General features: G+C 71.2%; 11 protein-coding genes. 1 reads left to right on the top strand and 10 read right to left on the bottom strand.

The features are described 5' to 3' along the window. Window positions 1-10: 10 nt before the first annotated feature. The 7 genes from ACPOLB_RS13635 to pobA form a co-directional block, all read right to left on the bottom strand. Window positions 11-1,294 carry an MFS transporter gene (locus ACPOLB_RS13635; protein WP_425256541.1) on the bottom strand — a complete coding sequence of 428 codons (1,284 nt, stop codon included), beginning with the start codon at window positions 1,292-1,294 and terminating at the stop codon, window positions 11-13. 163 nt (window positions 1,295-1,457) lie between these two features. Further along, window positions 1,458-2,153, bottom strand: a complete 696-nt coding sequence (locus ACPOLB_RS13630; protein ID WP_425261919.1) for an ABC transporter ATP-binding protein — start codon at window positions 2,151-2,153, stop codon at window positions 1,458-1,460. Window positions 2,154-2,176: 23 nt separating this feature from the next. Beyond that, complete coding sequence (locus tag ACPOLB_RS13625; RefSeq protein WP_425256540.1) at window positions 2,177-2,923, bottom strand: ABC transporter ATP-binding protein; 747 nt, start codon at window positions 2,921-2,923, stop codon at window positions 2,177-2,179. Then, window positions 2,920-3,852, bottom strand: coding sequence for a branched-chain amino acid ABC transporter permease (locus ACPOLB_RS13620; protein WP_425256539.1), 933 nt, complete (start codon window positions 3,850-3,852; stop codon window positions 2,920-2,922). The genes ACPOLB_RS13625 and ACPOLB_RS13620 overlap by 4 nt, the downstream gene beginning before the upstream one ends. 1 nt (window position 3,853) lies before the next feature. After that, entirely contained in the window at window positions 3,854-4,726 is an 873-nt protein-coding gene (locus ACPOLB_RS13615) for a branched-chain amino acid ABC transporter permease (RefSeq protein WP_425256538.1), read from the bottom strand. A gap of 117 nt (window positions 4,727-4,843) precedes the next feature. Beyond that, window positions 4,844-6,028, bottom strand: a complete 1,185-nt coding sequence (locus ACPOLB_RS13610) for an ABC transporter substrate-binding protein (RefSeq protein WP_425256537.1) — start codon at window positions 6,026-6,028, stop codon at window positions 4,844-4,846. 192 nt (window positions 6,029-6,220) lie between these two features. Then, window positions 6,221-7,393 carry a 4-hydroxybenzoate 3-monooxygenase gene (gene pobA / locus ACPOLB_RS13605; protein WP_425256536.1) on the bottom strand — a complete coding sequence of 391 codons (1,173 nt, stop codon included), beginning with the start codon at window positions 7,391-7,393 and terminating at the stop codon, window positions 6,221-6,223. 95 nt (window positions 7,394-7,488) lie between these two features. Between pobA and ACPOLB_RS13600 the strand changes: the two genes are divergently transcribed. Continuing rightward, on the top strand, window positions 7,489-8,394 hold the full coding sequence (locus tag ACPOLB_RS13600) for a helix-turn-helix domain-containing protein (protein WP_425256535.1): 906 nt from the start codon (window positions 7,489-7,491) through the stop codon (window positions 8,392-8,394). 9 nt (window positions 8,395-8,403) lie between these two features. Here the strand turns inward: ACPOLB_RS13600 and ACPOLB_RS13595 are convergent, their stop codons facing one another. From ACPOLB_RS13595 to pcaF, 3 genes are all read right to left on the bottom strand, one after another. Continuing rightward, window positions 8,404-9,216 carry a lysozyme inhibitor LprI family protein gene (locus ACPOLB_RS13595; RefSeq protein ID WP_425256534.1) on the bottom strand — a complete coding sequence of 271 codons (813 nt, stop codon included), beginning with the start codon at window positions 9,214-9,216 and terminating at the stop codon, window positions 8,404-8,406. Continuing rightward, entirely contained in the window at window positions 9,213-10,208 is a 996-nt protein-coding gene (locus ACPOLB_RS13590; RefSeq protein ID WP_425256533.1) for a glycoside hydrolase family 19 protein, read from the bottom strand. The genes ACPOLB_RS13595 and ACPOLB_RS13590 overlap by 4 nt, the downstream gene beginning before the upstream one ends. A gap of 76 nt (window positions 10,209-10,284) precedes the next feature. Continuing rightward, window positions 10,285-11,499, bottom strand: coding sequence for a 3-oxoadipyl-CoA thiolase (gene pcaF, locus ACPOLB_RS13585; RefSeq protein ID WP_425256532.1), 1,215 nt, complete (start codon window positions 11,497-11,499; stop codon window positions 10,285-10,287). Window positions 11,500-11,517 lie beyond the last annotated feature (18 nt).

Genomic DNA, 11,517 nt, shown 5'->3' with positions numbered 1-11,517 from the left:
TGGTTCTCCTTCAGCGCGCGAAGCTGCGCGACAGCGGCGAGGCCGGGGCGTGTTCGCCGATGACCTCGGTCTTGCGCACTTCGGTCCAGTACATCCAGATCAGCGAGACCCAGACCACGCCGTACATCAGCATGAAGGCGCTGCTGCGGATGCCGGTCAGGTCCATCAGCGCGCCGAACAGGATCGGCAGCACGAAGCCGCCCAGACCGCCGGCCAGGCCGACGATGCCGCTGACGGTGCCGATGTTGTGCGGGTAGTCGTCGCCGATGTACTTGAAGACGCTGGCCTTGCCGAAGGCCCAGGCGATGCCCAGGATGAACATCAGCGCGGTGAACAGGTAGACGTTCAGGCCGATGTGGAAGCTCTTCGGGCCGTCGACCGTGAAGATCGTGAAGTCGGTCTGCGGGTAGCTCAGCAGGAACAGGCAGATCCAGCTCACCCACAGCACCCACCAGGTGACCTGGTGCGCGCCGTACTTGTCCGACAGCACGCCGCCCACCGCGCGCAGCACGCCGCCGGGCAGGCTGAAGCAGGCCGCCAGCAGCGCCGCGGTCTGGATCGACAGGCCGAACTCGCCCACGTAGTACTGCACCATCCACAGCGCCAGCGCCACGTAGCCGCCGAAGACGATGCTGTAGTACTGGCAGTACTTCAGCACCTTGGGGTCCTTCAGCATCTTCAGCTGGTCGCTGAACTTCGTGTTCGACGGCACCAGGTGCTTGGGGTCGCTGGCGCTGAAGAACCAGAACAGGATCACCGTGCCCAGCATCACCGCGGCGTAGACCTGCGGCACCAGCGCCCAGCCGCCCACGGCCAGCAGCGCGGGGGCCACGAACTTGTTCACCGCCGAGCCCGAATTGCCGGCGCCGTACACGCCCATCGCCATGCCTTGGCGGCTCTTCGGGAACCAGCGCGCCACGTAGGGCGTGCCGACCGAGAAGCTGCCGCCGGCCAGGCCGACGAACAGGCCGATCACCAGGAAGTGCCAGTAGGCCGTGGCGTAGGCCATCAGGAAGATGGCGGGCACGGTGGCGGCCATCAGCACCGTCATCACGATGCGGCCGCCGTACTTGTCGGTCCAGATGCCCAGCGGCACGCGGATCAGCGATCCAGTCAGCACCGGCGTGGCGGTGAGCAGGCCGAACTCGGTGGCGTTCAGGCCCAGCGTCTTCTTCAGCGGGATGCCGATGACGCCGAACATCATCCACACCATGAAGCACACGGTGAACGCCAGGGTGCTGACGATCAGCACCGACCAGGCTTGGCGGGGAATGGGGGCGGGGGTGGTGACCATGGGACAGGCTCGTCGGGAAGACGCAGCAACTGTCCCGCGACGCGGCCCCGGCCACCATCCACCGGCAGGGCAGGTGCGGCCCGGCGGAAGAACGATGGCGGCAGCGCCGGCCATCGTTCCGAAGAACTACCCGGCCGCCTGTTTCAGCGGCGCTTGCGCTGGATCAAATGCCCAGCCGCTGGCCCAGCGCTGCCTGGTCCAGCGTGGCCGACGCGCCGGCCAGCACGACCTGGCCCTTTTCCAGCACCACGGCCTGGTCGGTGTGCGCCAGCACCTCGCGGTGGTTGCGGTCGACGATCAGCGTGCTGATGCCGCTGCGGCGGATCTCGGCGATGACGCGCCAGATCTCGGCCACGATCAGCGGCGCCAGGCCCTCGGTGGCTTCGTCGAGTATCAGCAGCAGCGGATTCGTCATCAGCGCGCGGCCGATGGACAGCATCTGCTGCTCGCCGCCGCTGAGCTGCTGGCCGCCGTGTTCCAGCCGCTCGGCCAGCCGCGGGAAGGTGGCCAGCACGCGCTCGAAGGTCCAGTCGCGCTGCCCGGTGGGGCCGGGCCGCGCGCTCATCACCAGGTTCTCGCGCACGCTGAGGTTGGGGAACACGCCGCGCCCCTCGGGCACGTAGCCGATGCCCAGCCGCGCCATCTTCTCGGGCGCGTGGCCGTTCACCGTGCGGCCCTGCCAGGCCACCGTGCCGGCCTTCGCGGGCACGTAGCCCATGATGGCGCGGATCAGCGTCGTCTTGCCCATGCCGTTGCGGCCCAGCAGGCCCAGCGCCGTGCCGGCCGGCAGCGCCAGGCTCACGCCGCGCAGGATGTGGCTGTCGCCGTAGTAGGTGTTGAGGCCGTCGACGGTGAGCATGGTCATGGTCATGGGCAGGGGCCTCAGTGCTCGCCCAGGTAGGCGACCTGCACGTCGCGGTTGCTGCGGATGGCCGCCGGCGTGTCGCTGGCGATGACCTCGCCGTTGACCATCACGGTGATGCGGTCGGCGATGCGGAACACGGCGTCCATGTCGTGCTCCACCAGCAGGATGGCGTGGCCCGTGCGCAGCTGCGCCAGCAGCGCCAGCATGCGGTCGGTCTCTTCGCTGCCCATGCCGGCCAGCGGTTCGTCGAGCAGCAGCACACGCGGCTCGGTGGCCAGGCACATCGCGATCTCGAGCTGCCGCTTGCCGCCGTGGCTGAGCGCGCCGGCCGGGCGCTCGGCGAATTCCGCCAGGCCCGCGGCAGCCAGCGCGTCGCGCGCGATGCGGCCGCTCTCGGCGCAGTCGGCGGCGCTCTGCCACAGCGCCCACGGGCGCGCGTGTGCGGCCTGCGCGCACAGGCGGGCGTTCTCGAACACGCTGAACTCGGGAAAGATCGTCGTGCGCTGGTAGCTGCGGCCGACGCCGGCGCGCGCGCGCCGCGCCTGCGGCCAGGCGGTGATGTCCTCGCCGCCGAGCAGGATGCGCCCGGCCGACGCCGGCAGCTCGCCGCTGAGCATGTTGATCAGCGTCGACTTGCCGGCGCCGTTGGTGCCGATCACCGCATGCACCTGCCCGGGCAGCAGCTGCAGCGCGACGTTGCCCACCGCCGTGAGGCCGCCGAAGCGGCGCGTCAGGCCTTCGCAGGCCAGCAGCGCGGCGCTCACCGCGTGCGCTCCAGCAGGCCGATCAGGCCCTTGGGCAGCAGCGCGACGAAGGCGATGATGGTCAGGCCCAGCGTCAGCTGCCAGTGGTCGGCGAGGAAGTCGCCGACGAAGCCGGGCGTCGCGTACAGCTCCTTGAGCAGCGTGAACGCGGCCGCGCCGATGACGGCGCCGCGCAGGTGGCCCAGGCCGCCCAGGATGATCATCAGCAGCACCGCGCCGCTCTCGTGCCAGCTCAGCAGCTCGGGGTTCACGAAGCCGTCCTTCACCGCCAGCAGGAAGCCCGCCAGCCCGGCCAGCGCGCCGGCCAGCACGAAGGCCGCCAGCTTGTACAGGTAGGTGTTGAAGCCGGTGGCGCGCATGCGCTGCTCGTTGACGCGGATGCCCGCCAGCGCGTGCCCGAAGCGGCTGCGCCGCAGCAGCGCCAGGCCGCCGTAGGTGGCCACCAATGCCGCCAGCACCAGGTAGTAGAAGTGCAGCTTGTTGCCGCCGTCGAGCAGGCCCAGCACCGGCCGCACGTTGAGGTAGATGCCGTCGCTGCCGCCGCCGAGCTGCGTGTCGTGGAACACGAAGTAGGCCATCTGCGCGAAGGCCAGCGTGACCATGATGAAGTACACGCCCTTGGTGCGCAGGCTCAGGGCGCCGACGAACAGCGCATAGAGCGCCGCCACCGCCATCGCGGCGCCGGCCAGCAGCGCCACGTTGCCGGGGTCGGCCTCGGGGCTGAGCAGCACCGTCACGTAGGCGCCCAGGCCGAAGAAGGCCGCGTGCCCCAGGCTCACCAGGCCGGTCATGCCCACCAGCAGCTCCAGGCTGAGCGCGAACACCGCGAAGATCAGGATCTTCACGACCAGGTCGGTGGTGTACGGCGTCAGCACCGCGGGCAGCGCGGCCAGCAGCAGCGCGGCGATCCAGGGCAGGGCGCGTGCCATCTCAGTAGCCCCGCTTCATCAGGCCCTCGGGCCGCCACACCAGCACGATGGCCATCAGCAGGTACACGCCGATGCCCGAGAGCTCGGCGAAGAACACCTTGCCGAAGGTGTCGACGAAGCCCACCAGCAGCGAGGCCACCAGCGCGCCGCTGATCGAGCCGATGCCGCCGATGACCACGACGACGAAGCTGATGATCAGCACGTGGCCGCCCATGCCCGGGTACACGCTGCTCATGGGGGCTGCGATCATGCCGGCCAGCGCCGCCAGCGCCACACCGCCGGCGAAGACGATGCGGTACAGCCGCGTGATGTCGATGCCCAGGCCGCGCACCATGTCGCGGTTGCTGGCGCCGGCGCGGATCATCATGCCCAGCCGCGTCCTGTTGACCACCAGGTACAGCGCGATGCCCACCACGATGCAGGCGGCGCTGGCGAACAGCCGGTACACCGGGTAAGTCATCAGCTCGCCCAGCGGGATGCTGCCGGCCAGCCAGTCGGGCGCCTTCACGCCGTGCACGTCGTTGCCGACCAGGATGCTGCGCACTTCCTCGAACACCAGGATCAGCGCATACGTCATCAGCACCTGCTGCAGGTGTTCACGCTGGTACAGGTAGCTGAAGAACAGCCATTCGAGCAGGTAGCCGAACAGCGCCGACAGCAGCACGCCCACCACCAGCATCAGCAGGAACTGCTGCCCGAACAGCGGCGCGATGCCGAACGCCAGGTAGGCCCCGGCCATGTAGAAGCTGCCGTGCGCCAGGTTGATGACGCCCATGATGCCGAAGATGAGCGTCAGCCCCGACGCCACCAGGAACAGCAGCAGGCCGTACTGCACCGCGTTCAGGCACTGGACGAGAAAGGTGGCGAGATCCATCGGCGCAACAGGTTGGGCAGCAGGGGCATCAAGCAACCGCCGTGCCCCGGCTCTGCCGGGTCACCAGCGGTGCCCCCCTGGGGGGGACGCGCGCAGCGCGTTCGGGGGGGGCCGAATTCAGCCTCTGCAGCCGCGCCCCGGATCGGCCAGCGCCTTCACGGCCACGCCGCGCAGTTCGTTGTTCGTGCCCTTGGCCTCGCGCAGGAAGATGTCCTGGACCGGGTTGCGCTGCGGGCTCAGGCTGAACTTGCCGCGCGGGCTGTCGATGACGGCCTTGTTCATCGCCTCGAGCATGGCGTCGCGCTTGCTGAAGTCGCCCTTCACGGCGTTCAGGCCGGCGGCCAGCATCTGCGCCGCGTCGTAGCCCTGCACCGCGTAGACGTCGGCGTTGGCCTTGTAGGTCAGCGCGAAGCTCTTGCGGAAGGCGTTGTTGCGCGGCGTGTCGATGTTGTCGGCGTAGTGCAGCGTGCTCAGGATGCCCTGGGCGCTGGCGCCCTGCGCTTCCAGCGTGCCGTCGGTCAGGAAGCCCGAGGCCACCAGCGGCACCGTCTTCTTCAGGCCCGCGGCGTCGTAGTCCTTGACGAACTTGACCGCGCCGCCGCCGGCGAAGAACGCGAACACCACGTCGGGCTTCTGCGCCGCGATCTCGGTCAGCAGCGCCTGGAACTCCACGTTCGGGAACGGCAGCGTCAGTTCCTTGGCGACCTTGCCGCCGCCCTTCTCGAAGGCCTCGGTGAAGCCCTTCACCGTCTCCTGGCCGGCGGCGTAGTTCCAGGTGATGGTCATCGCGCGCTTGTAGCCCTTGCCCGCGGCCACCACGCCGGCGGCGTAGCCCGGCTGCCAGTTGCTGAAGCTGCTGCGGAAGATGTTCTTCGCGCACTGCGCGCCGGTGATGGCGTCGGCGCCCGCGTTCGGCACGATCAGCAGTGTGTTGCTCTCGCGCGCGGCACGCGCCATCGCCAGCGCCACGCCGCTGTGCACGGTGCCGACGATGACGTCGACCTGGTCGCGCTTGATCAGCTTGTTGACGTTGTCGGTGGCCTTGCTGGGGTCGCTCTCGTCGTCGACCTTGAAGTACTGGATCTCGCGCCCGCCGAGCTTGCCGCCCTGTTCCTGCACGTGCAGCTTGAAGCCCTTCTCGATGAAGTCGCCCAGTGCCGCGAAGGTGCCGGTGGCCGGCAGCATGAAGCCCACCTTCAGCGGCGCCTGCTGCGCCTGGGCGGCGCCGGCCAGCAGCAGGCCGCAGGCGGCGGCGGCCACGGTCAGTCCGAGGGTGCGGCGGGAAGTGGTGGGCTGGGACATGGGGCGGGGTCTCCTGTGGACAGCGACACGACAAGCGTTGCCGTGCGGGTGAGAAGATGCATCATCGTTCATGTTCTGCACTTTGATGCATAGGGCTTGTACCGATCTGGCGCCGTTTCCGGCCTGTCGGCTGCACCCGATGCTGCCGCCCGCGCCCCCGCACCGCCAGCGGGGATGCCCGATGCGCCCCGCTCACCCGGGGATGGGCAACCCCACGTAGTTCTCGGCCATCACCGTCTGCGCCGCGACCGAGCCGCACAGGTAGTCGAGCTCGGCCAGCTGCATCTTGGCGCCGAAGCCGCCGGTCTCGGGGAACTGGTGCATCAGCGACGTGAACCACCAGCTGAAGCGTTCGGCCTTCCACACCCGCGACAGCGCGCGTTCGGAGTAGCGGTCGATGCCTTCGTCGCTGCCGCCGTAGTGCTGGATGAGGCCGCGCGCCAGCAGCGCCACGTCGCTGGCGGCCAGGTTCAGGCCCTTGGCGCCGGTGGGCGGCACGATGTGCGCGGCGTCGCCGGCCAGGAACAGGCGGCCGAAGCGCATCGGCTCGGTGACGAAGCTGCGCAGCGGCGCGATGCTCTTCTCGATCGACGGGCCCGTCACCAGCCGCTCGGCGTCGGCGGCGGGCAGGCGTCGCTTCAGCTCGTCCCAGAAGGCGTCGTCGGACCAGGCCTCGACCTGCTCGTCCAGCCGGCACTGCACGTAGTAGCGGCTGCGGGTCTTGCTGCGCATGCTGGCGAGCATGAAGCCGCGGTCGCTGTTGCCGTAGATCAGCTCGTGGCTCACCGGCGGCACGTCGGCCAGCACGCCCAGCCAGCCGAAGGGGTAGACCTTTTCGAACGTCTGGATCGCCGAGCCCGGCACGCTGGCGCGGCACACGCCGTGGAAGCCGTCGCAGCCGGCGATGAAGTCGGCCTCCAGCCGCTGTTCGACGCCGTTCTGGCGGAAGGTGACGAACGGCCGTGCGGTGTCGAAGCCGCCGACGGCCACGTTGTCGGCGTCGTAGACGGTGGTGCGGCCGACCGCCGCGCGGTGGTCCATCAGGTCGCGCGTGACCTCGGTCTGGCCGTACACCACCACCCGCCTGCCGGTGAGCGCGTGCAGGTCGATGCGGTGGCGGCGGCCGGCGAAGCACAGGTCGAAGCCGTCGTGCGGCAGGCCTTCGGCGTGCAGCCGCGCGCCGACGCCGGCTTCGTCGAGCAGGTCCACCGCCACCTGCTCCAGCACGCCGGCGCGGATGCGGCCGAGCACGTAGTCGGGGCTGCGCTGCTCGACGATGACGTGGTCGATGCCGGCCTTGTGCAGCAGTGCGCCGAGCAGCAGCCCCGAGGGGCCGGCGCCGACGATGGCAACCTGGGTGCGCATGGGAGGTCTCCGCGTTCTTGAGTGATGTCAAAGCGTAGGCGTCCGCGCCCGCGCGCTCAATGGACGGATGCAGCCAGCGCCTGGACAATCCGAACATGCCCGCGCGCCCGCCACCCGCCCTGCCTGCCTACGCGCTGTACGGCGAAGGCGCGCCCGGCCTGCCCGGCGCGGCAGCGGCGGTGGACGCGCTGCACTGCGAGTCGATCGCTGCGCGCAGCCGGCTGCACGGCTGGGAGATCCGCCCGCACCGCCACGAGCACCTGGTGCAGCTGCTGTGGCTGCAGCGCGGCACGGCCGAGGCCACGCTGGACGGCAGGGTGCAGGCGCTGACCGGGCCGGCCCTGGTGACGGTGCCGGCGCTGGCGGCGCACGGCTTCCGCTTCGCCCCCGAGGTGCAGGGCCTGGTGTTCACGGTGCAGGAACGGCACCTGCAGGGCCTGCTGGCCACGGCCCCCGGCCTGGCGGCGGCGCTGCTGGCGCTGCGTGGCTGGGCGCTGCAGCGCGCGGGCGGCCAGGCGCAGGCGGTGGCCGCGGCGGCGCGCGCGCTGCGCGACGAGCTGCAGGCCGACGCCGCCCACCGCGCCGCGGCGCTCGACGCCGGCCTGCTGCGCCTGCTGGTGGCCGCCGCGCGCACGCTGCCGCAGGCCCGCGAGGCCGCACACGCGGTGCCCGAGCGTGCGCTGGCGCACGTGCGGCGCTTCCGTGCGCTGGTGGAGGCGCAGTACCGGCAGCAGCCGGCGCTGGCCGCGCTGGCGGCGCCGCTGGGCATCACGCCGACGCAGCTGAACCGGGTGTGCCGGCAGGTGCTGGGGCGCAGTGCCTTGGGCGTGCTGCACGCCCGGCTGGTGCTGGAAGCGCAGCGCGACCTGGCCTACACCGCGATGAGCGTGAAGCAGATCGCGATCGACCTGGGCTTCGGCGACGCCGCCTACTTCACGCGCTTCTTCCAGCGCCAGACCGGCTGCACGCCCACGGCGTGGCGGCAGCGGCGCGGGGGCTGAGCGCGGGGGCTACTCCTGCACCAATGCCAGCACGCGTTCCTGCATGCGCTCGCGCAGGCAGGCGGCGTCGGCGCCGCAGCGCTCGCGCTCGGCCAGCCAGGCGCGCTGCTCGGCCTGCAGGCGCGGCAGCTCGTCGGCGCGGCGCGTGCGGGCCTCGCGCCAGGCCTGCGCCACGCTGCGGTCCCAGGCCGCCAGCGCCACGTCGGCGCACAGCGCCTGCTCGCCGGGCGTCCGCGCGGCGCTGCAGGCGAAGCTGGGCCGCGGCGGCGCGCCGGGCACGCGGCGCGCCAGGTGCAGCAGCGCCTGGCCGTGGCGCAGCAGCAGGCGGTCGGCCGCGGTCTGCACCAGCCAGGCGGCGTCCCAGGGGGCGGCGATGCGGCCGTCGGCGTCGGGCGTGCAGCGCGGGCGCTGCACCGAGATCGGGCCGGCGCCGTCGACACGGGCGTCCAGGCCCATCTGCGCCGGCGTCGGCGCAGCAGCGCGCCCCGGGGCCGGCGGGCGCGGGAAGCTGGCCGCCAGCAACGCGGGCCAGGTGCCGGGCTGCCGGTTCCATTGCGGCTGGTTGCAGCGGGCGCCGTCGACGTCCCATTGCAGCGCGTCGGTGGCGATCACGAGTTCGCGGCCCAGCAACTGCGGGTCGTCGGGGCGCCAGGTCCAGCGCGGCTGGTCGGCGGGATCGACGGCCACGCGCACCACGTCCCAGGTGCCGTGCATGCCCAGGCGGCCGGTGCTGTTGCCGCTGTCGGCCCAGACGGCGCCCGCGGCGGTGGCCGCCAGCAGCGCGGCGGCGGCGAAGGCACGAGCGGCAGCACGGCGCGTCACTTGGGCGGCTCCACCTTCAGCGGCGGCTGCGCCGCGGCCTCTTCCTTGCGCTGCTCGATCGCCTCGGTGATCGGCAGCGTGTTGCGGGCCTCGAACAGCGCCGCCTCGAAGGCCTTGGCCATGGTGGCGATCTCCTGCGCCGCGTCGCTGCCGTTGACCATCGCGCGCGCGCCGACGTAGTTGGCGCGGCCGCCGCTGAAGTACTTCGAGAACGTGCGGCCGTTGGCGAAGCCGAACCCGGTGCGCATGCCGTGCGACATGATCTTGTAGGCGGTCTCGGGCTGCTTCACCAGTTCGGGGTCGAACAGCAGGTCCAGGCCCAGGCCGATGGCGTTGCCGGCCTTGGCGTAGTTGCTCCACCAGGTCAGCTGCACGTAGCCGCGGCCGTAGTAGGCCAGCGGCGTGCCGGGGTCGTCGTTGTAGGCCTTCACGGCATCGCCGCCGTCGGTGGTGCCCATGGTCGCGCCCTTCTTCACCGGCTTGAAGGTGCCCGAGGCGGCAATGAGGAACTGGTCGCCGTCCTGCTCGGTGATGCGCGCCGTGCCGTCTTCCAGCTTGAACACCTTCACCGGCTCGTGGTACTGGCGGCCCTTGCCGAAGCCGACCTCGGCCACCGGCGCCATCGTCACGACCCAGTTCTTGACGGTGCGGGTCTGCGGCTGGCCGTTCTTGTCGAGCACCGGCTTGCCCTTCTTGTCGAGCACGCGCACCTGCGCCGCTTCCGGGTGGGTGGTTTCCTTCAGCACCGTGGCCAGCATGTAGGCCATCCAGCGGATGTCCTGGATCTCGGTGTCGCGCTCCATCATGCCCAGCAGCGCGAGCACGTCGTTCTGCACGTTGGCACCCATGCCGCGCTTCTTGAAGGCGCGGTGGAAGGCCTCCATGAACACCTTCTGGTTGAAGGTGCCGGTGTAGCGGTAGTCGGCGTCGGTCTTCTTCGGCGCGGCCTTCTTGGCCGGTGCTGTCTTCTTCGCGGCGACCTTCGTCGGCATGTCGTCTCCCCGGACTGGTCCATCAACGGAACCGAAGCGCCGGGAATGATGCCACCCGCGCCGGTGGCCGCGAGTGTCAGACCCGTTCCAGCACCACGGCAATCCCCTGGCCGACACCGATGCACATCGTGCACAGCGCGTAGCGCCCGCCGCGGCCGCCGTTCATGCGGTGCAGCTGGTTCACCGCCGTGGTGGCCAGCCGCGCGCCGCTGGCGCCCAGCGGATGGCCCAGCGCGATGGCGCCGCCGTTGGGGTTCACGCGCGGGTCGTCGTCCTGCAGGCCCAGGTCGCGCAGCACCGCCAGGCCCTGCGCGGCGAAGGCCTCGTTCAGCTCGATGACGTCGATCTGCTCCAGGCGCAGCCCGGTGAGCTCCAGCACGCGGCGCGTGGCCGGCGCGGGGCCGATGCCCATCACGCGCGGCGCCACGCCGGCGGTGGCCATGGCCACGATGCGGGCGCGCGGCGTCAGGCCGTTGCGGGCGGCGGCGGCTTCGCTGGCGATCAGCAGCGCGCAGGCACCGTCGTTCACGCCGCTGGCGTTGCCGGCGGTCACCGTGCCGTCGGGGCGCACGATGGGCTTGAGCCTGGCCAGCGCCTCCAGGCTGGTGGCGCGCGGGTGCTCGTCCTGCGCCACGACCACGGCCTCGCCCTTCTTCTGCGGCAGCGTCACCGGGCAGATCTCGGCGTCGAAGAAGCCGGCCTGCTGTGCCGCCACGGCCTTCTGCTGGCTGGCCAGCGCCATGCGGTCCTGGGCCTCGCGCTCGATCTTCCAGTCGGTGGCCACGTTCTCGGCCGTCTCGGGCATGGAGTCGACGCCGTACAGCTCCTTCATCAGCTTGTTGACGAAGCGCCAGCCGATGGTGGTGTCGTAGACCGCGTTGTCGCGGCTGAAGGCCGAGGTGGCCTTGGGCATCACGAAGGGCGCGCGGCTCATGCTTTCGACGCCGCCGGCGATCATCAGCTGCGCCTCGCCGGCCTTGATGGCGCGCGCGGCGCTGCCGACGGCGTCGAGGCCGCTGCCGCACAGGCGGTTCACCGTGGCGCCGGGCACGCCCAGCGGCAGGCCGGCCAGCAGCGCCGCCATGCGCGCGACGTTGCGGTTGTCCTCGCCGGCCTGGTTGGCGCAGCCGTAGAGCACGTCGGCCACCTGCTCCCAGTCCACGCGCGCATTGCGCGCCATCAGCGCGCGGATCGGCAGTGCCGCCAGGTCGTCGGTGCGCACCGACGACAGTGCGCCGCCGTAGCGGCCGAAGGGGGTGCGTTGCGCGTCGCAGATGAAGGCTTGGGTCATGGCGGGGGCAAGGTGGTG

It is taken from the genome of Rubrivivax soli (genome assembly GCF_049810355.1).
GTDB lineage: Bacteria > Pseudomonadota > Gammaproteobacteria > Burkholderiales > Burkholderiaceae_C > Rubrivivax.
Note: the sequence above shows the minus strand (reverse complement) of the source record. Positions and strands in the feature narration are given on the sequence as shown.

Coding starts and splice junctions, on each gene's coding strand:
- ACPOLB_RS13635 (WP_425256541.1), bottom strand. CDS start 1,294: ATGGTCACCACCCCCGCCCCCATTCCCCGCCAAGCCTGGTCGGTGCTG.
- ACPOLB_RS13630 (WP_425261919.1), bottom strand. CDS start 2,153: ATGCTCACCGTCGACGGCCTCAACACCTACTACGGCGACAGCCACATC.
- ACPOLB_RS13620 (WP_425256539.1), bottom strand. CDS start 3,852: ATGGCACGCGCCCTGCCCTGGATCGCCGCGCTGCTGCTGGCCGCGCTG.
- ACPOLB_RS13615 (WP_425256538.1), bottom strand. CDS start 4,726: ATGGATCTCGCCACCTTTCTCGTCCAGTGCCTGAACGCGGTGCAGTAC.
- ACPOLB_RS13610 (WP_425256537.1), bottom strand. CDS start 6,028: ATGTCCCAGCCCACCACTTCCCGCCGCACCCTCGGACTGACCGTGGCC.
- pobA (WP_425256536.1), bottom strand. CDS start 7,393: ATGCGCACCCAGGTTGCCATCGTCGGCGCCGGCCCCTCGGGGCTGCTG.
- ACPOLB_RS13600 (WP_425256535.1), top strand. CDS start 7,489: ATGCCCGCGCGCCCGCCACCCGCCCTGCCTGCCTACGCGCTGTACGGC.
- ACPOLB_RS13590 (WP_425256533.1), bottom strand. CDS start 10,208: ATGCCGACGAAGGTCGCCGCGAAGAAGACAGCACCGGCCAAGAAGGCC.
- pcaF (WP_425256532.1), bottom strand. CDS start 11,499: ATGACCCAAGCCTTCATCTGCGACGCGCAACGCACCCCCTTCGGCCGC.